This is a genomic window from Lentimonas sp. CC4, from assembly GCF_902728235.1.
Lineage (GTDB): Bacteria > Verrucomicrobiota > Verrucomicrobiia > Opitutales > Coraliomargaritaceae > Lentimonas.
Map to the genome: position 1 here is coordinate 2,225,328 of NZ_CACVBO010000001.1, position 20,112 is coordinate 2,245,439.

Annotated in this window: 11 protein-coding genes; 5 read left to right on the forward strand and 6 right to left on the reverse strand. The window is 52.8% G+C overall.

Annotation, left to right across the window (positions count from 1 at the left end):
* Window positions 1-21: 21 nt before the first annotated feature.
* From GZZ87_RS09755 to GZZ87_RS09770, 4 genes are all read left to right on the forward strand, one after another.
* On the forward strand, window positions 22-1,059 hold the full coding sequence (locus tag GZZ87_RS09755; protein ID WP_162026819.1) for a LacI family DNA-binding transcriptional regulator: 1,038 nt from the start codon (window positions 22-24) through the stop codon (window positions 1,057-1,059).
* 309 nt (window positions 1,060-1,368) lie between these two features.
* Window positions 1,369-3,960, forward strand: a complete 2,592-nt coding sequence (locus GZZ87_RS09760; protein WP_162026818.1) for a cellulase family glycosylhydrolase — start codon at window positions 1,369-1,371, stop codon at window positions 3,958-3,960.
* 180 nt (window positions 3,961-4,140) lie between these two features.
* Complete coding sequence (locus tag GZZ87_RS09765; protein ID WP_162051182.1) at window positions 4,141-5,112, forward strand: hypothetical protein; 972 nt, start codon at window positions 4,141-4,143, stop codon at window positions 5,110-5,112.
* A gap of 166 nt (window positions 5,113-5,278) precedes the next feature.
* A complete protein-coding gene (locus tag GZZ87_RS09770; RefSeq protein ID WP_162026816.1) occupies window positions 5,279-6,574 on the forward strand; it encodes an alpha-L-fucosidase in 1,296 nt (431 codons plus the stop codon).
* Between the two features lie 24 nt (window positions 6,575-6,598).
* On the opposite strand, the gene GZZ87_RS09775 is transcribed toward GZZ87_RS09770, so the two are convergent.
* The gene (locus GZZ87_RS09775) at window positions 6,599-7,504 is read right to left on the reverse strand and encodes an AraC family transcriptional regulator (protein ID WP_162071436.1); all 906 of its coding nucleotides are present in this window, start codon (window positions 7,502-7,504) and stop codon (window positions 6,599-6,601) included.
* Between the two features lie 55 nt (window positions 7,505-7,559).
* On the opposite strand from GZZ87_RS09775, the gene GZZ87_RS09780 reads away from it, so the two are divergent.
* On the forward strand, window positions 7,560-10,073 hold the full coding sequence (locus tag GZZ87_RS09780; protein WP_162026814.1) for a hypothetical protein: 2,514 nt from the start codon (window positions 7,560-7,562) through the stop codon (window positions 10,071-10,073).
* Between the two features lie 584 nt (window positions 10,074-10,657).
* On the opposite strand, the gene GZZ87_RS09785 is transcribed toward GZZ87_RS09780, so the two are convergent.
* The 5 genes from GZZ87_RS09785 to GZZ87_RS09805 form a co-directional block, all read right to left on the reverse strand.
* Complete coding sequence (locus tag GZZ87_RS09785; RefSeq protein WP_162028359.1) at window positions 10,658-11,239, reverse strand: transposase; 582 nt, start codon at window positions 11,237-11,239, stop codon at window positions 10,658-10,660.
* 461 nt (window positions 11,240-11,700) lie between these two features.
* Window positions 11,701-14,346: a glycoside hydrolase family 38 C-terminal domain-containing protein gene (locus tag GZZ87_RS09790; RefSeq protein WP_162028232.1), complete on the reverse strand. Its 2,646-nt coding sequence runs from the start codon at window positions 14,344-14,346 to the stop codon at window positions 11,701-11,703.
* A 48-nt stretch (window positions 14,347-14,394) separates the two neighbouring features.
* The gene (locus tag GZZ87_RS09795; protein WP_162028233.1) at window positions 14,395-16,764 is read right to left on the reverse strand and encodes a hypothetical protein; all 2,370 of its coding nucleotides are present in this window, start codon (window positions 16,762-16,764) and stop codon (window positions 14,395-14,397) included.
* A 95-nt stretch (window positions 16,765-16,859) separates the two neighbouring features.
* Complete coding sequence (locus GZZ87_RS09800) at window positions 16,860-17,576, reverse strand: prepilin-type N-terminal cleavage/methylation domain-containing protein (RefSeq protein WP_162028234.1); 717 nt, start codon at window positions 17,574-17,576, stop codon at window positions 16,860-16,862.
* Between the two features lie 267 nt (window positions 17,577-17,843).
* Entirely contained in the window at window positions 17,844-20,108 is a 2,265-nt protein-coding gene (locus tag GZZ87_RS09805; RefSeq protein ID WP_162028235.1) for a hypothetical protein, read from the reverse strand.
* Between the last annotated feature and the right edge of the window lie 4 nt (window positions 20,109-20,112).

The window sequence follows — 20,112 nt, forward strand, 5'->3', positions numbered from 1 at the left end:
TGTGCTACCATACCCCAATCAATGAAATCGAAGATATCCATGCAATCAGTCGCCTCTAAGGCAGGCGTCTCGCGAATGACGGTTTCATTAGCGCTGCGTAATGATCCGCGGATTTCAGAAAAAACGAGAGCGAAGATCGTAAAAATAGCTGAGGAGCTTGGCTACAAGCCGGATCCTAAAATACAGCGATTGATTGGTTATTTGCGCGATACGAACCTGAAGGATAATCATTGCACGGTCGCGTATATCGATTCGGTCGATAGTGGAGGCTTAGTGATCGACTCGTATCTTCATCGGCTGAGGGCTGGTATGAAGGCGAGGGCCGCCGATGTCGGCATCGCATTGGAGCAAATCGACCTAAGAAAGGAGGATTATTCCGCGGCTCGCTTGCAGCAAATATTGGTGAATCGTGGGATTTCCGGAGTGATTGTGCTTCCGCCTGCCGAGTCATTTGATGAATTAAAATCGGCATGGGAGCCGTTTCCTCTAGTGCTCGGGGTCTCTCGTCCCACGGCAGTGCAGGCGCACCGCGTGATTACTGATAATTTTAGCGCAATGAGCCTCGCTGTGAAATCTGTCTTGGCACGTGGATTTAAGCGCCCGTGTCTAGTGACGAATGTGATCAATGAAGCACATCAAGCGTATCAAAATACTGCTGCATTTGTTCGCACCTTACAAGTGAATGAGGCTTCTTCGAGTGCCGAGATGATTTTCTACTTAGACCACCGCGCGCCAAGTGCGGAGCAGGATCGTATTTTTTGTGAGGGCGTGGTTCAAGGGGGGTATGACGTCGTGATTGTGGATGTGTGTGGTGCGGGTTACAGCCGAATTCGTCAGCTGTTGGCACAGTGTGCTTCAGTTGCCACATGTGATATGAATTTGAATCACACGATTAGCTCGGCAAGTGGGGTCGACCGCAACCCCGAGCGCATTGGAGCAATCATGGTCGAGCAACTGTATAGCGCAATCCAGCATAACCATAAGGGCATGCCGAGCACTCCGACTACGACAGCTGTTTGCGGGGAGTGGTTTGATGGCGATTCTTTGTCAGTTTATTGAACCTGCTTTATCGGACTTCAGTGTCGTTTTATTGTAAAATGAATGGGGGATTGTGGCTGTCTGTTTTTTGGAGGATGACAGAGATGTTGGAGTGTGTGTGTTGTTTTACAGACTCGACTTCAGCCTTGTCTAATTCGAGAAACCTCAACCCCCATCTAGTCTCCACCCCTTCAGCTTGAAACGTTCCTAAAGTTTGGGCACACTCTAAAAACCTAGCCTCTTAGGGGCATTGTCTCCCATTAAAAATGGCGCAACGGTTGATGAGCGTGATACGTATGTCAGGTCGTTTGGGTAGGAATCCAAAAACGCATGTATCGTAAAAAATTACCCCTTACCCGAATTGCTGGACTTGTGTCTTGTCTGGCAATCACTACCGCGTCTTTGAGCGCGACGACCAATGGCTTCAATGTGCTGGTGCAGACCGTTGACCAGCAAGACCTCGCAGATATGAAAGCCATGGGCTCAGAGGTCGTTCGCATCTCACTCGCTCAACGTGCCCTGATGCGGTGGAAAGCCGACGGCGATGGCTATGGCCAGTTTCAAGACGGCGAAGATTATAATTTCATTAACAGCAACGGCGTCGTCAAATATCCGGACAATTTTGCGAAGATGCATGAAGCGATTCAGGCTGCCATTGATGAGGGCCTGAAAGTCATCATCGATCCGCACGCAGTCACTGGAGCCAACCAGCACTATACGATGCGTGAGACCGATCCATTCTGGCAAGATCCGGTGCATAAAGACAATTGGGTGCGTCTATGGAAGCGCGTTGCTCAAGAAATTAAGGATGCAAACTACGGTGACGCCATCTGGGCATTCGACTTGATGAATGAACCAGCGTCTTCGGAAGGTGCGCTCAATCGTGGGGGAATTGTGGACCTCAACGACACTTACAAAGAGTTGGCCACGGAGATTCATCAGATTCTACCGTCGGTTGATCTTATCTTAGAGTTTGTCGAACGAGATTTTGCAAATGGCTATGTCAAGGCACCTTCTTTCTATAGCTCGAATCGTGAAGATCAGCTCATTTTCGGGCCGCACATGTATTGGCAGCTCGAATACACACACCAAGTGCGCAATGATAATAATCTAGCATATCCTGACTTAGACAAAGAGTTTACGTATTTTGACATGCTCCATGGAGAAGGCCATTGGCAAGATGTGATCGACTATAAGAACGATCACAATACACGTATTTTCATTGGTGAAGTGGGTGTCGAAGCAGGCCCTGATGCCGGTTGGGATACTAATGACGAGAACAATCCAAATCCAGCAGGAGGTGGTGACATTTGGTATAAGGATGTGATCGAAATGTTCGAAGCCAACGGATTCGACTATACCTTCCATAGCTACAACACCCCTCAGCCTGGGTTCGATCATAATAATTCACATGCCGCTCGCAAAGCGTTGACGATTGAAATGTTGAACGGCTCATATGTGGATCGCTTGCCGCCAACACCGCCGACACCATCGGGCGCATACATCGCATTCGATAGTTTTGAGGATTGGCGCACGAATGGTCCATTTACAGGTGCTGAAGGCTGGCGCTCCGCGACATGGGCGACGGCCGAGGATAACGGATTCTTGCCAGTCGTATCTTCCATCGATTCGACGGATGGTGATTTATCCGCTAAAATCATCCGTGCTTCTTCGATCACTCGCACCATTGATCTCGGTAGTGTAGAAAACGTCACGATCAACTTCGATCATCGCACAGGTGGTCTCAACGATGAGAACGATGAAGGCCAAGACTTAGAAGTCTTTGTGAACAGTGGCAGCGGAGACGTGCTCGTTTACACCGGCACTCGGGGCGATAGTTTTCAATCCGCTACGATTAACTTAAACGACTTCATCGGCAACGGTCTCGAATACCGTAATAACACATCCATTACTTTCAAAGGTAATGGCAATGGCGCTACCGAATTCTATGCGATTGATAACGTAGTGATTCGCACCAATGGCACAAATACACCGCCTCCGTCAGGAGACAGTGATGTGCTCGCTGGCGATACCTTCGATGACAATACCTTCGCCGGTGGTGAGGGCGCATGGGCATCCACAGAATGGTCCATCGATGAAGATGAACCTGTGATTGCAAACGGCGGCACCACAGAGACCGCTGGTCAAGCTAAGGAACTCAAGCTCGTTCGTAAGGATACCGTCAGCCGTGCAATCGACTATGGCAGTGCGACCAATGTTAGCCTTCGCTTTGCGCGCCGCGTCCATAGTCTTGAGTCAACCGATGCCGCATTCGTTCAGATCAATGCGACTGGCAATGAGTCTGATTGGGTCAACTTGTTTAGTTACGATGCGAATAGTGAGCAGAGCGCGACAGACTACGTCATAGAAACCGTGGACATCAGTAGCTACAAGAGCTCAAATACCATCCTTCGCTTCAAGTCAGTCAGTAGTGGCAAAGGTGATTATCTCTACGTGGATGATATTCAAATTATCGACCTTGATGCAGATAGTAGTGAAGGCGGTTCCAGCGAACCACTGCCGATCCCAGCTAATTACCAAGCTGAGAATCGCACCTCGCAGTCACAAACGCAAATCGGCTCGGCCACGCCTGGCTTCAGTGGCACTGGCTACGTCGACATGAGCAGTGGTGCAGGAGCCTTTATCGAATGGAACGACGTCAACGTCGGCGAGGGTGTTTACAAGCTCCGCGTGTTCTTCGCAAATGGTGATGCCATTGACGAGACACGCCCTTGCGAGCTCACTGTCAATGGGGTGTCGTATGGTGACTACTCCTGCGTCTCGCGCACTGGTGCGCTTGATTGGAAGAACCAAAACAAGCGTGATATCCCGCTGAATGCTGGTGATAATACGATACGTTTGACTGCAACTACCGACGTGGGTGGTCCACTCATCGACGAACTGTTTATCTTGGAGAACTAGACGATTCTAGCCGAGTGGACTCGCGAGTGCGCCATGGCATAGTTTTCAAATCTGTCAGATATGTCATGGTCTAGATCACCATTCATTTTAATCTCGGGGGCAGGGCTACTGAGCCTGTGCCCCCTTTTTTATTTTTTTCTGCAACCCTCCTCAAATTCGCAGGATGAGTCGGTGCCGGCTTTGCCTCAATCTGGTTTAGCTGTGAGCGCGGATTCGTCGACCATTGGACTCATAGAAGTTTCAAGCGAGCAGTTTGAGTCATACCCGGAGGAGTTTTCGCAGGCCTACGTATCCATACTCTCTCAGTTGAGGAGCCTGCACGACGAACCCGATTGGGCGGTCTATGAGGCAAATCTTTCATTACTCTATGGAGATGAATTTGAGACCTTGGCACGCTACATAGAGTCTCACCCCGAATTGTGGGAGCAGGGCGACTGGGTCACTCGATTAATCAACGCTTGGAGCGACCGATCGGGTGGAGCAGTTGCTTTCACATTTCTCGAAGACACTTTCATTGACGTGGACATGCATGTTCGTGAACAAGCACGGCGCCGCTCATATGCCGTCTGGGTTGCGGCGTCGCCGGTAGAGGCACTGGCCGTGCTCAATCAACCTGACTTGGGCGATGAGCGAGACTATTTAACGGATGCCGCCATTCAGAGTCTCAACATTCAGCGCATTGATACTGCGACGATGTGGCTGACATATTTCGAACACTCGGACTCTAGGGATATGGCTCAGGCAATGATCGTTCGCTATCTCGATACTGAAGCACTCCAAAGCGCGGCTCATTGGCTCCGTGAAAATCAGGGCATTGAATCAGTGGATGCCGCCAGTCAACTCGCAGTGCGCTGGGTTCAGTATGAGCCAGAAACTGCATTCCAGTGGTTTTTGGATCTCCCTCGAACTGCTGCAAAAGATCAAGCACTCGTTATGGCACTTAAGGTCTGGGTCTCCAATGATCCCGAACAAGCAGGTGATTATATTAACCAGCTGGACCCATCTCCAGATCTAGATGTTGCGGTTAAATCCTACGCGCTTGAAGCCGCTTCCTATGATAAAGCCTCTGCACTCGAATGGGCCGATTCGATCTTCAACGATCAAGTGCGTGAGCAAACAAAGAGTGAGATTCGTGACCGACCGGACGAGTAGCGACGCGCTACGGGCTGTTCCAGTTGATCTACTGCTTCCCGTTGTGACGACACCGAGAGCACTACGCTGATGGCATTCGAATGTTGACATAGTTCCCTCATTAATTGCCAATTAAGATTCTATATTGATAATTAATAGCATAATTAACCTAAAAAGGATATATAAAATGACTTCTACTGCATGGTTCACTCACGATCGTTTCGGCATGTTCATCCACTGGGGCTTATACAGTAACCCAGCAGGCGTGTGGAAAGGCCAAAAGATGAAGCATCCCTATTCAGAGTGGTTGCAAGCCTCTGAGCACATCCCACGTGAGGAATACCGCGCGCTTGCCGCGTCGTTCAACCCTAGCGATTTTTGTGCGGATGAGTGGATACGCACCGTGCGTGACGCGGGCATGAAATACTTTATCATTACTGCGAAACACCACGATGGATTCGCTCTCTGGCCCACGAAGGCATCGACCTTCAACGTCTTCGACGAAACTCCTTTCAAACGCGACATTTTGGGCGAACTCGCAGACGCCTGTAAAAAATACGACATCAAGCTCGGATTCTACTATTCGCACTGGCAAGACTGGGAAGGCACCGGCGGCGACATTTGCGAGGTGCACATGGCAAACGAAGAGTATACCCACCCAAGCCAGGACGAGTTCGAACACTATTGGCAGAACAAGTGCCTGGTGCAGATCCGCGAGTTAATCGAAAACTACGATCCTGACATTCTGTGGTTTGACTCGTGGCACGACTACAAAAAACTCGGCTGTGATTATACTGCCAAATATGTGCCTGCCGCGCGTCAAGAAGAGTTGATCTCACTGATCCGCAGTCTCAGCGATAAGTGCCTCGTCAACAGTCGCATCAACTATTGCAACCCATCGGACAACGTCGACTACCTATCCATGATGGACAATCACTTTCCAGAGGAGGCTTTCGATAAGCCATGGGAAACCTCAGGCACGCTGAATGAATCATGGGCGTATCACTCAGAAGACTACAGTTGGAAATCCACCCAACAGCTTATCCAACACCTCACGAGTAACGCTTCCTTTGGAGGCAACTACCAACTCAATGTCGGCCCCATGGGCAACGGACGCTTTCAACCCGCCGCGACCAAACGCCTCCGTGAAATCGGCACATGGTTCGACGCCAATAGCGAATCCATTTACGGCACCGAAGCCAGTCCACTCGGCAAAATGGCATGGGGACGGATCACCGCCAAAGACCTTTCACAGTCTACGACAACGCTCTACCTCCATCTCAATCCACTACAACCGGAAGCGGCGCTCTTCATCGAAGGTGTGACCGCACAATCGGCGAACGCTAAAGTCCTCGAGACTGGCCAACCGGTAAAAACCGTATTGAGTGAGGAAGGCATTTGCGTGCGCCTACCCGCTGAAATCAATGGGTGCACCTCTCCGGTGATTGAGTTGCAACTGACTCAAATGACACTCCCCAAATAGCCGCGCTGAAAATGATATGAATGACTAGCCTGTAAATCGTGCGCGGTAAGCCTTCGGCGACATGTGATACTGCTTACGGAAGTCGCGGCTGAAGTGGGCGCTATCGGCGAAGCCATAGCGATGGGCGATTTCGCTGAGAGAGTGCGTGCTGTGGATGACTGCGAGCTGGGCGTGCTGCAGGCGGCGGCGCTGATAGTAGGTGCTGGGGTTTTCGCCTGTCTGTGTTTTGAAACTGCGTGCCAGATGATCAGGTGAGTAACCGAGTTCTGTTGCCCAGCCTGCGACATCGCTGCGGTCACCGTTGTTGATCGTGCGCTCGATTTGCTGCTGCACTTGTTGCACCAGTGGACTGCTTAAATAATGCTCTGCCTCAGTCGCGGTTGGAGGGAACGATCGGTTCCAAAGTGCCAGGCATTTGAGTAAAGTCGTGCGTGTGATGAGTCCGGTGTCAGTCTCGGATTTAGACAAGTTTTCGATGAAGGCTAAATCGCGTTCGGTTTGCTGAGCACATAGCTGGTCGATCTCGCAATGCAAAGGTGCGTCGTAGCTGCGCTGTGGGAAGAGTGCATCGCCGAGGAATCGCAGGCAGAGCGCGGGCGCTTCGATGGGCAGATGAGGATCGCGTAGCAACCATTCACTGAGGTAGTAGATGTTAAACAGTTCGAGTTGATCGATGTCTTCGAAGGAGTGGACTTGTCCAGGGCGCAGGATTAATAAGCTACCCGCGGAGATGGGGTAGCGTGCGACACTAGTCCGATGGGTGGCACTGCCGGAGCGGATCAATGCGACTTCGTAGAATTCATGATCGTGCGCGGCGATTTCGCCGCTAGCCAGTGTGACTTCTGCGATGTGAATGGGGCAACTTGCCGAGAGCCGGACGTCCTCTTGGGTAATGGTGTATTCGGCTCTAAACATATCGGATATATTCAAATAGTAATCAGGCGTGGTTCAAGCTTGGATTGGTCGGTTTTGTTACTGTGGTGCCATGCAATTATTGAACCTCTTTCCTGAGTTGAGCACTGTGTTGGATGGTGCCTCTGTGAGTGCCCCGCGTCTCAGTTTTGCCAAGCATGGCTGGCGCACGGATATCGTAAATTGGGATTTTAAGCTACTATCGGCTGACGGCGAATTGATCGACGCGGGGCAGAATGAGAGTTTGTTGCTGCGTCGTCCTAATAGTGGCGAGACGGGGATCGTGCCGCATGTGTTTGATGGCAGCTGTGTGTTTGAGCAGTCTTTTGACTTGCCGAAGGCGGAAGAGGGGCAGGCGATCACATTATGCTTTGGCGGCTGGAATCGTGAAGATTGGCAGCAGTATGCGGTGTATTTGAATGATGTGCTGCTGTTAGAGTCAAAGACGCCTTGTGGTTGGCACGAGCCGCAGCGAATCGTGCTGCAGCCCGAGCAAGCCGACGATGCTCAGCTGAAGTTTGGTGCGGCGAATACCTTACGGATCGAAGTGGTTGGTTTGGATCGTCGACAGTCGTTTATATCCGAGGCGGCTTTGCCGATCTATTTGTATGATCACTTCTTGTGCGATCAATGGATTGCCAGTGGTGCGCCCGACGTCGTGGTCGAGGATTGGCAGTGGTCGGACTGGGATGCGGCGGCGCAGTCTCGCACGGGGCGTGCGCAGGGATTCGTGCTGGAGCAGCGTTGTGTGCGAGAGGGCGCAGTGTTGCGGATCGAGCAGACGCTGCGTAACGAATCTGAAAAGGCGCAGACCTTACTCGACGTGCATTTGTTTGAAGCGCAGGCGCTGACTGCGTTGGAGGCGACCGAGGTGGGGCATCCCATGGCGCTCGGTGCGCATGGATTTATTGGTCTGAATCATCCGACGGCGTGTCTGATGGATTTACCAGGAAATCGTGTGCGCGCATCAGTGCTTTATGGGCAAGTGATTGCTGCGGGGGAAACGTTGGCACTGCCTGAGATGTTGCTCGGTGTGGATGCCACTCGCACGCCGCAGGCGCAGTTCCATGCGTGGCTCAATGGTGTGAGTCCTCGCGGCGAGGAGATTTTTTCGATGTATGATCCTTACGGGCATAATGATTATGGCTTCGGGGAAACACCGGAAACGCGTGACTTATCGCCGCAGCAGCTTGCGGGTGCGTTTGAACAGCTCGATCGCTGTGCGGAGGGTGGACTGTCGTTTGATTATTTCGTGTATGACGTCGGCTGGATTGATCCCACGGGTGATTTCAAAGAGCCGCGTAAGGATTTGTTTCCAGAGGGGTTCGGCCCCATGGTGGAAGCGATTAAGGCGCGTGGCATGCAGTTCGGGCTGTGGTTCTCGACGAGCTTTGCGGATTGGGGCGTGGGTGAGCATGCCGGGCTTGAGGGCAGTCGTATTCCTGGGCCGAATGGTGCATGGGCGCCGCGTGAGTATTTCGAGAATGGTTTATTGAAGTGGGACTTTACTCGCCGCTTTTCGTTGGCTTCGGACTACGCTGATATTTTGGAGGCGGGGATCTTGCATCACATTCGTGAGAACGGCTTGAAGTTAGCGAAGTTGGATGTGGGTGACTTTTTCAGTAATGGTAGAACGGAGTCACAGCTTCCCGGGAAATATTCAACACGCGCGATGCATGATCGGCTGCTGCAGATGGCGCGTCGCTTTCGTGAAGAGGATCCAGAGTTTCGTTTGATTTGGTATTGGGGCGCACGTTCGCCGTTTTTCTTAACCGAAGGCGATCTACTCTTCGAGCCGCGCTTGAGTATGGAGGGCAGCCATGCGTCGGAGTTGCCGTGCTGGCGCTATCGCGATAGTGCACAACGCACGATCGATCTCGGCGTGGCGAACACGCCGTGGTTACCGCAAAGTATGCGTGATACGCTCGGCATTTGGTTGGCACAAACAACTTGGGGCAATCATATGGAGACGGATGCCTTAGAGGTTGCGATGCAGATGGAGCAAGCGCGCGGGCATTTAGTCTTTCCGCAAGTGTGGGGGGACTTGAGCTTTTTATCGGATGCGCAGGTTGCAGCGATGGGACAGGCTTCGGCCGAACTCAAGGCGCAACACACGGCGGCTTTGCAGCCACGGCAGATTTGTGGTGATCCATCAGGAGCGAAAACGTATGGCTATCGCTCTGAGCCAGAGTCGGCATGGGCGACGACGCAGTATCCACAGGATGCGGTGATTGCCTTTGATGCAGTGCTGTTGGACACGGTGACAGACTTTCAGGAGTCTGTGACTTGTGCAGTGCCAGCAGCACAGGATGGTCAGGCGCTGATGGTTTTGGTGGAGGCTTTGGATGCCGACGGAGCATGGTGTCGCGTTGAATCTGCGGCGGAATGGCCGCAGGTTCAGGGACTCGAATGGACGCGCGTTTGTCCGGCGGTGGATTATATCTGGAAGGGCAGCAGCTGGAAGTATTGGGCGAGCGCAGGTATCGTGGGCGATGCGGTCGTGACGGTCAGTGCGCCTGAAGAAGCGAATCGTGCTGTGTCGCAATGGCGTGTGCAGATTGGCTGGGTGCCATCGGTTCGGGTGTGATCAGCTACGGATATTTTTTTGCCTGCTAAGGGGCGCGAAGGATACGCGAAGCTGTAGCCTCGAAACTTTGGTTCGGGGTTTTACGCAGGGCTCCGCACTGTGCCGAGAATGAGTGCGGTGGACTGCCGAGAATGAGTGCGGTGGACTGCCGAGAATGAGTTGTGGTGACGCCGCTTGCGGCTGTCCTGCGTCAGAGTCGAACTGAGGTTTAGCCACTGCTCTCGCACGCAGCATATACGCGCAAGCGCGATAACCACAAACCACAAGGTTCTGAATCTGCGCGGTGCACTGCACCGAGAGTGAGTTGTGGTGACGCCGCTTGCCGGCTGTCCTGCGTCAGAGTCGAACTGAGGTTTAGCCACTGCTCTCGCACGCTGCATATAGGCGCAAGCGCGATAACCACAAACCACAAGGTTCTGAATCTGCGCGGTGCACTGCACCGAGAGTGAGTTGTGGTGACGCCGCTTGCCGGCTGTCCTGCGTCAGAGTCGAACCGAGGTTTAGCCACTGCACTCGCACGCTGCATATACGCGCAAGCGGCGTCACCACAACTGAATACACTGTGCGGGCTGCTTGGAGCCCCATTAACAGTCACTTTCGATGATTGCTTTCAGATTACACTCCTCTGATTCTTGCAGCCACTCAGGCTGCGGGAATTGTCCATCTTTCAATGACAATGAAAATTCGGGACGGTAGCTCCGATTCAATGTCCACCACGGCCAACTCTCATTCACCTCAATCAAGTGCTTTCTGTAGGGATTCAGAAATATGTAGTAGGCGAATTTTTCTAATGAGGCATCGTGCCGAAGGTGGTGGTCGAAGTAATTGGACTGCCAATGTAATTCGGCAGTCGCCAAAGCTTGATTCGTGAACGTTTTTAGCTTCGCTTGGACTTGAGAGAGCGTCAATGTGTTGCCGAGTGTGTAAAGCAAGTGCACATGGTCGGGCATTATCGTGGCGCAGTGCAGGTTGATTTGCTGCGCTCTTTGTATTTCACGTAACGCCTCAATGATTGATTGTCCGATTGGATTTTGAGTCAGTCCAGGTTTTCTCGGTTTTGTGCAAATTGTGATGAAATAACGACCTCCTGGAGTTGAGTAGCGCCCACGCCTTAAATTAGTTTCTGGGTTATGATAGAGCCGGCTCATCTTATATTTGTTTAGCATTCGATGCGCAGTGGCACAAACTCGAAATTAGAAGCAATATTGCTCGGCGGAGAGCGGAAGTTTGTGGTGATCGCGCTTGCGCGTATATGCGGTGTGCTGGCTTTTCGTTTGCTGGTGGCTCGGTTCGACTCTGACGCAGGACAGCCGCAAGCGGCGTCACCACAACTCATTCTCGGCATTGATCGGCGGAGAGCAGAAGCTTGTGGTGATCGCGCTTGCGCGTATATGCGGTGTGCTGGCTTTTCGTTTGCGGGTGGCTCGGTTCACTCTGACGCAGGACAGCCGCAAGCGGCGTCACCACAACTCATTCTCGGCATTGCTCGGTGAGAGCGGAAGTTTGTGGTGATCGCGCTTGCGCGCATCTGCGGTGTGCTGGCTTTTCGTTTGCGGGTGGTTCGGTTCGACTCTGACGCAGGACAGCGTCACCACACACACTCATTGATCGGAGGAGCGTGGCTGCACTACTGGATGCGCAGCGTCTGGATGGCTTTCCGTGGTAGGCTGAGTAGTGCGCGATCAGTGACTGCATCGAGCGACTTGCCTGCAAGGTCAGTGGACTGTATGGCTTCGAGTGTGGATTCGAGCTGTAGGCTGGTGCTCTGTGTGTCATCGCTGACGTTGTAGAGTCGCAGCTCGTAGTCGGCATCCGAGAGGGCGCGGAAGGCACTGACGGTGACTTCAGGGCTGACTTCGAGTAGGCTGTATGTGCTGGGCAATTGCTGTGCGTGTGTGCTGCGATATTTGTAGCGGTTGGCGGCATCGGTCTGCGCTAAGACTGGTTCTGTGGCGAGTTGTTGCGCCTCAGCGTTGAGCGCTGCAGTTGGAATTGCGCCTGCGATCGGGCGGATGGCGAATTCAAATCGATTTGCGCCTAGCACTTGTGCGCGTGGATTTGCGTCGACAAATTTAAAGAATTCGGTGCCGCGTAAGAGTGAAAGAAAGAGGGTGGTGGACTCGCCGTCTTGGCGTGCGGCGACTTCTTTGAGGCCGGGTGCTAGAATTGCTAGACCGCGGCGTTGGTTGCTGGCGGCCATCCATGACTCTTGTGGAAATCCGACGGGCACAGGTTCGCTGAGCTCTTCGGCGATATAGCCAGGATCGACGAGTCGTGTGATGGCGTCGAATGCTGTGTTGGTGACATATTCTTCGGTCTTGAACCCCAGCGGGAAGCGCACGCGCAACCAGTGGTCTTTGACTTGATTGTCGAAATCAATGGCGACCTTGAGTTGTGGGCTGTCGGCTTCGAGCGTCACGGTGATGCCAACGGCGCAGGCTGTGGTGTGCTCACTGCGTTTTAGATCGATCACCTCTGTGGGTAGGTCAAAGCTGTAGTTTATCTTGAGTGCTGCGCTGAACGGGCCGTTGTGGATGGCTTCGATTTGAGCGCTTACGTTGCTGCTGCGGATTGGATGATCCTCGGGTAGGGCATCGACAAAGAAGTGGCCACCGCGATCGCCGACGTCTTCGAGTTCGAGTAAGTCTGTGTAGGTTTCGCCTGTGGATTTATCGGTGAGGCAGAGGGTGCCGTTTGCACTCACTTGCACACAGAGGTGCTCGTTTTCGAGCGTGTTCTCGGCAGTCTGGATCTTATTTGCGATGGCAGGCGGTTCGCCTGCGACGAGGCGGAGGTTTTGGTAACCTGTGCCTTCAAGTTGAAGTGGAAGGGCAATGCGCACGAACGGGGAGTCCTCATGGAGTGGTTCCTTGTAAGGGAATGGCCGTGTGCGGTGGCGCGTTTCAATGCGCTCTAGGATTTGATAATTCAGCTCGGTGCCGTCCGCGGCGAGTAGGCGGAAGCCATTCTCAGCGAGTTCGGGCGTGCTGAGGAAGAAAGATGCTTCGATCACTTCATTGCGCGGGTAGGCGAGTGTATTGAAAATAGTGATACAGTGATCGGATTCACTTTCGACGTTGGCGGCAATTCGTTGAGCGCAGTCTTTAATGATTTCCTCGGCGATGCGGCGCGTCTGTCGGAAGCGTGATCGCATGTCGTGGTCGGTTTCGTCGCTGTAGCTGCCGTAGATGGAGTCGTGGAAATGGTTGCGCAGGAGGTCGCGCCATGCGGCTTCGAAGAGGCCTGGGGCGATGCGTTTCCCGAGTAGCTTCTGTTGCAGTGCGGCGAGGGGCTCTGCGATTTGGCAGAGCAGGATTTCGCAGGCGTGGTTCTGCTGCTTGATCCAGACGCGGTTGGAAAGTGTGCCAGGCAGCACGGCTTGGGCGCTTTCGGTGGCTTTGTGTTTGAGGAGGCTGGGTTCGCGTTGCTCACCTTCGAGGGAGACGTCGACCTTGTCCCAATCGGCGAGTGCGGCGTCGGCATACGTGTCTAAATCGGTATGTGTGACTTGAATGCCGTTCTTTTCAGCGGGAGCGAGGTAGGGCTTGAGTTGCGCGTAGTGAGGCGCATCCCATGCGGCATGGTCAATCCCGTCGAAGAGTAGCACTGCGCCGGGTTGCGTGCAGGTGGCCTCGGAGGCTGAGTAATGTGCGAGGTCTGCGGCGAAGCGCTCCACGCTTGGTGGCACGTCGAATTTGTTGACGTTGCGCACATGCACCCCATAGCCCCAATAGCTGTTTTGACCGAAACGGTAGCAGGGCAGGGTGCTGCCGTCGGCACCGACCCAGTCGAGGTGGCGAATGTCGGGGCGGTTCGTGCCGCGCCAGATGAAGCCCATCTTGAAATCGAAGCCTTTGGCGAGCTGCGGCGCTTGGCTGGGCATACCAAAGACGTCGCAGCAGAAAAGCACGCGCGAGGGCTCGCCTCCTGCTCGACGTGCGACTTGCATGCCGTATTCGAGGTTACGGATCAGTGACTCGCCCGAGGGAATGAAGAGGTCGGGCATCGTATACCATGGGCCGAGTTTGATCTGGCCTGATTGCACGCGTTGCTCGAATTCCTGCCGGCGCTCTGGACGCACTTCGAGGTAGTCATCCATTGGGCTAGATTGGCCGTCCATTTGAAAGGTGCCGACTAGGCGTCCATCGTTGAAGCCATCGAGCACGTCATCGAGTATATCTACGAGGCGGTAGCGGAAGCCTTGGAAGTCTTGATAGAATTCGCGATCCCAGTGTGTGCTAAGGACGTAGTGATAGGTGTGTTCGGTGGACATATGAAATGCTGAAATGCTGAAAACTTTAAGGAATTGAGAGCTTGTGGCTTAATCGAGCGGGCGTCGCCACCAGCCTGCGCCTTTGGATCCCATGTAGAGCCAGTCGTGGCCTTCGACGTGGATTAGGCGCTGTTTGACGGGATAAGGGAAGGGGTGATCGCCTGTGAAGTCTGTCCAGTGCGCGGTGCCGTCTGCTTCGAGTGTCGCGAAGAAGACGCCGTAACCTTTGGCTTGCGACCATTCACTAGTGTAGGCGAGTGCGATGCTGCCGTTTTTGGCAGTGAGGCCTTTGATGTAGAGTTCCGAGGGGAATTTCTTGAGCCACTCAGGAGTGGCACGCAGTTGAGCAATGCCTGTGCGGTCGAGGGCCCGCTGCCAGTTGATGCCGCCATCGATCGAAATTTCGAGGAATTGATCGCCATGGTCGTCAACGCGGATAAGCCCGAGCCCAGTTGATCCGAGGTGATCCCACACGGCGATTTGCGTATTGGTCGTTTCGGACCTGCGGATGACTTCCCAGCTCCAGACGCCGTCAGCTTGACGGGTGCCTTTAAACAAATCTTCGCCGACTTCGTGTGTCGCATCGCGTGTGCCGATGCCCCAGAGCACATTTGGATCATGCGGATCGACCGAGAGCCCAACGCCCTTGTCGTTGATGGTGAATGGACCGTTGGTGTCTGCTGAAATATTGACTGCGTTTTGCTCGCCGCGAATGAATGCTTCGATGTCTTCAATCATCCATGTGTGAGCGCGTCGTGTGCCGATGTAGACACGACCTTTGTGGTGGGGATCTTGGATGATTTGATTGTAAAGTTTGTCGGGTAGGCCGCCGAGTTCGGCTGGTTCGCCGCCAATTTTGATCCACTTGTCTTTGGGGGACATGTGTTCTAGGCGTTTATACCAGAGTGCGCCGCGTTCGGATGAACCGCCGTAGCCAGAGGAGGTGTGTGCGAGCACGATCGGTGGTTCAAAGTCGCGTAGGATTTGGATCGCGTTGCTGCGTGGTAGGCGTAGGCCGACTGCCCATGAGTAACCAGAGTCATAGCTTTCTTTGATTGCGTTGTCGCCATTGGATTGTGCGCTGTAGTTTTTATAGGCTTCGCCATCGAAGATAAAGGTGCACTGCGCGCCCCGTGTGCGGTAGAAGCGCACGCCATCAATTGTCTGCACGTAGCGTGTGTAGATGTTCTGCCAGTCGTAGCGGCTGTTGTATTGGTCGAGCTCCTTATCGGAATTGGTGGTGATGGAGCCGCGAAACATTGTTTGGTCGCCGGTCGTCCAGATCTCGGTGTTAGGCCATGAGGCAGGTGTGAACTCCCAACTTAGCGGACGTGTGGAGTAGTGCTCCCAGCCAGTGTCGAAATCGACACGTGAGTGATGATCGTAGAAGAAGATGCGCTCCCATGAGGCGGTCTCGTTTTCGATATGCACGAGTGTCAGGCCTTCGCGATTGCTGACGGGAGCCAGTGCGATGGTGACTTTGCCGTCGCTTGATTTACAATCGCTCTCGGGCATCCAGTAGTTGTTATTATTACGCCTGCCTGCGTCGAAACTCGGGTTATTGGCGGAAAGGTCGATCCAGTCGCCGTCTGCTGTTTTACTAAACAAATGTGTGAGGCCAGTTTGGGGGTTGCCGATGTGGTCGTCGGGCGTGCGGTGTGCGGGCTGTTCGCTTGTTGCGACACGGTAGGTGGCGAAGAGTTGCTTGCCATCAGGGCTCCAGCATGCGCCCCAGCAGTCGCCAGTCTTGGCAGGTGCATCGACGAGTTGCCAGGTGTCGCCGCCGTTTTCAGAAAGATAGACTCCGCGCAATGAACCTGCGAGAATTTGAGTCGGCTGAGCTGGGTTGTGATAGACGGTGAACACATCTTTGCGACCAGTGACGCCTGTTTCGAAGTGATGGAATTGCCATGATTTACCACCATCGCTGCTACGGTAGATGCCTGGAGTGCCAAGTGGGCTGACGTGGCGACTGCGTGCTCTCCAGCGCATACGTGCGCCGGGGGCGGCGATCAATTCGTCCGTATTCTGCGGGTTGATCGAGAGGAACATGATCGGCTGATCAATTTCTGTGGCACGTTCCCAATTGCGACCACCGTCGAGGCTGCGCTCAAATCCATGTAACTGCCCCATGAATAAGTGGTTCGAGTTCCCAGGTTTTGCGCGCACGAACAGGATGTTATTTTCGGCGGAGTTCTCTGTGATCAGTTGCCAACTGGCACCATAGTCGTCGGTGCGGTAGGCGCCTTCCATGTCAGAGCTGTAGTAGGCGCGTCCGGGGATATTCGGGTCAAGGTCGACGCTTTGGATCTGACCGCCTGCGCCTGGATTCATATTTTCCCATTGGGCTAGACTTGTTAAACAGAGAGCGAAGGAGGATAGGCAGAGCAGTGCCTGTTTTAATGAGGGAGCAAACATGATTTGAGATCGATATCGTTTTACGTATGAATAAAAACGTGCCTCCGATTATGGTAGGCACGTTGAAAGTAACAGATACTGTATGTAATTTATGGCTATTTCTGTCCGGTCCAGAACAGGCTGCCTTCAGGATTGTTAGGATCAGGGAGCTCCTCCTGTGAGATGGAGCGCACGCTTAGATCTGCGAATAGGACATTGATTGAGCCACCATGGCGTGTGGCAGCATCCGTTACGGCTTTAAACGAATTGCCTGCTGGACCAGCGATCGCATGTTGCGCATCCATCGCGAGTGCGGTGCGAGCGGGGAATTCGAATTTCAAAGGTGCGATGGCGGCAGAGTGAGGGCCTTGCTTTTTTCCGTCGATCCAAACTGGATTGGACGGTAACGCTTTATTGAGTCCATAGCCGTTGCGGTTGTTATTCACCTCGACCCCCTTGTTGATGAGGTCGTGTTCAGCTGCAGGGCATTCCCAGATTGTGCCTGTTTCATTATCGTCTCCGGATTCTATTTGGCTCTTTCCTCTGCCAATGTATCTGGCCAAGTCTTCGCTGTCCCACATTTTCCATCCAGCATCCCCTTGTTTGATGCCGGGAGAAGGGTAGCTGCCATTGTGGTCTTGTTTGTAAAGCTCGAGGAGTGGACCGATCTGTCTGAGATTCGCAACGCAGCGTGTGTTTTTTGCATTTTGGCGAACTTTACCCATTGTAGGGATCAAGATGCCCGCGAGCACTCCGATAATTGCGATCACCGTTAAGAGCTCAATGAGGGTGAATCCTTTTGTGTGTGGTGGGGTATGTGGGATTTTTGGCATGGGGGCAGAGGTGGTCTTTTGTTGAATGTATGCTAAGGATGCATAAAATGCTAAATATTGCAATATTAAATATCCATTGGTGATAATTGAACTTTTTCGATACGAGGGGGTGCATGAATGCGTGCACAGAAATTTAGGCGTATCTTGCCCTTTCGGATGCGAGTCGCTTTTGTTTTTTTGATTCGTCTACTGTAGCTCATTTTTCTAGCGAAAAGGGTGTTGGCGTAGGCCGTGATATCGACGATTTTGCGTGACGGGGCCGACTGCTTATGGCTCGTTTTTTACGAGAAACAGTGCTTCACGTGCTGGTAACAGGATCTCGTTTCCGATTTGGCTACCGTCGTTCCAATCTGGATCGACCAGGCCTTCAATCCGGCGATACGTGTGTGACGGATCAATGGAGTGTATGTCAAAAAGGATGTTGTCGTGCTTTGACGTGTTTAAGAGCACAAGGCCATTTTCAAAGCGTCGGTGCATGACTTCCGCGCAGCCCTTGCGTAGTGATAGGTGCGTCAAGGCGACATGTCCTTGTTCGGCTCCGCTTAAGATCTCGAGTTGCATTGATCCGCTTGCGGGCGCGGTCAAAGTTAACCGTGTGGTGTCTCCATTGCGTATTAACAATCCCCATTGCTGTTTTCCAGGCTGCCCGTTGACTACTAGGCGAAAGCCGATTGGCAGGGGGATGTCGCGATATTTTTCGCCGAAGCGATCATAATAGGGATGCCCTTTTCCTATATATTGAATGGTGAATTCCTCGCCCTTTTTGACGTCACCAAGGACTTCTGGCGTCTTGAGTGTCACCATGGCCGCGCGTGCATATCCTTTTGTGAGCGAAGAGGTTTTCCATGCATTGTGGGGTAGTTCGGTAAACACTACATCATACGACAAGGCCGACAGCTCGGGGTTCACTTGGAAATCGATCGTCTTTACGGTAGTATCTGCTATTTCTGGCGACAGTTTCGTGAAGTGTGCATAGGACAACAGTTCGTCGCCTAGGTGGTTAGAATGATACACTCGGTCTTCGAGTGGTTGGCCAAGCCAGCGGTAACGCTGGAGTGAACCTGCATTATACTCATCCCAAGGATATTGGTTTTTAGCCAAAACATAGGGCTTTGCCGTATCGCCAACGATTTCCGCATCCGCGATGTGTAATGTCCGATCCCATGCGTTGTTGGACTTCGGAATCCACGCTCTAGATGCTTCATACACGCACACGCCGTTTCCCATACACGCCACAGCCATGCCTAGGCGTGCGTAATTGTTATGCATGAAATATTCGAGTTTGTTGGTGTATTCGGGGTTGTGATACGCATCAGTGGGAAATCGCATTGCGTTGAAGCTGATGTTAGGTGGCTGCGCATGGTCACACCACCATAGGTGCATGTTGATGTTCTCCGACAGCTCATCCCATTGCTGTATTCCCGGAAAATCCTCATTCTCCGCACCGTTGATCAGTCCTGGGAAACGCTGGTCTCCCATCCATCCGCCATCTTGCACGATGAGTAGATTTTCGCCCAGGCCTGCATCAAAGTCGGAGCCGAACTTCAGATATTCAAAGATGTCACGCATCCCGATGCCGTGCGCGTTGATCCCGTCAATATAGCCGTGGTCGACGATGCCATCTGCGTTGATGTCCGTCCCTTCATGTGGCGCGAAGGTAGGCACGTCGAAGCTGAATCCATCGAGTCCTGATATGCACTTGCGATAATAGTCCGCCAAATGCTTCGCTACATATTCGGCTCCATTCATGCCGGTTTTAGGATCACGCGGGCCGAATTTCGAGCCATTGAGCACCCACAGATTTTCATACTTCGCGAACTTTGTTTGAAAGCCGAGTTGCGACTTGCCTGCTGCATACGCATGCCAGCCCTGTTGCCCTACTTGAGGTAAGCGGCGAAACGTCACTCGCTTCGTATGCATTTCGATCTTCAGCACCTGTAAGAATTCCGACTGTGTATAATCGGGGTGGCCTGCATCATCGAGTGCATAGACCAGTGCTTCTAGGTAGGGTTTACGGACTCGCTTCTGCGCGGCCGCTTGCTGCATGTATTTTTTCCAGAGTGGCGGAATCGCATCAAAGGTGAGGGTGAAGGTCTCCTCGTTGGATGCGATGTTTTCATGGAATGTTCTCGGATACGTTGCTAAAAAGTAGCCATTGAAATCAGGGTAGGGGTAGTAGTCTTCATCGTAATAGTGATCCCCGTGCTGTGCGTATACGGCTTGCTTTGGACGGGTGCGTGGAAAGGCATTCCAATAATATTGTAATAGCACCCGAGCCTCTGGTTTTCGTCTTTTGAATTCTAGAGCCAAGGCTTCATTCTGACGATAGTTCTGATGTTTTGCCGTGTGGACGATCACTTGATCTAGGTGCATTAGCTCATCGATCGACTCCCAGCTAATACGCTTAAAATGTGATACGATGGGGTAATCTCCAAAGGTGCCATCGTCCGCAGGGAGGTAACAAGCGCTCGCCAGTAAGAGAACCAAATAGCGTTTCATTCGGGGAATAAACAGCAGGAGGTTTTGGGGCATGGTC

Coding starts and splice junctions, on each gene's coding strand:
- GZZ87_RS09785 (WP_162028359.1), bottom strand. CDS start 11,239: ATGCTAAACAAATATAAGATGAGCCGGCTCTATCATAACCCAGAAACT.
- GZZ87_RS09755 (WP_162026819.1), top strand. CDS start 22: ATGAAATCGAAGATATCCATGCAATCAGTCGCCTCTAAGGCAGGCGTC.
- GZZ87_RS09780 (WP_162026814.1), top strand. CDS start 7,560: ATGCAATTATTGAACCTCTTTCCTGAGTTGAGCACTGTGTTGGATGGT.
- GZZ87_RS09800 (WP_162028234.1), bottom strand. CDS start 17,576: ATGCCAAAAATCCCACATACCCCACCACACACAAAAGGATTCACCCTC.
- GZZ87_RS09795 (WP_162028233.1), bottom strand. CDS start 16,764: ATGTTTGCTCCCTCATTAAAACAGGCACTGCTCTGCCTATCCTCCTTC.
- GZZ87_RS09760 (WP_162026818.1), top strand. CDS start 1,369: ATGTATCGTAAAAAATTACCCCTTACCCGAATTGCTGGACTTGTGTCT.
- GZZ87_RS09805 (WP_162028235.1), bottom strand. CDS start 20,108: ATGCCCCAAAACCTCCTGCTGTTTATTCCCCGAATGAAACGCTATTTG.
- GZZ87_RS09770 (WP_162026816.1), top strand. CDS start 5,279: ATGACTTCTACTGCATGGTTCACTCACGATCGTTTCGGCATGTTCATC.
- GZZ87_RS09790 (WP_162028232.1), bottom strand. CDS start 14,346: ATGTCCACCGAACACACCTATCACTACGTCCTTAGCACACACTGGGAT.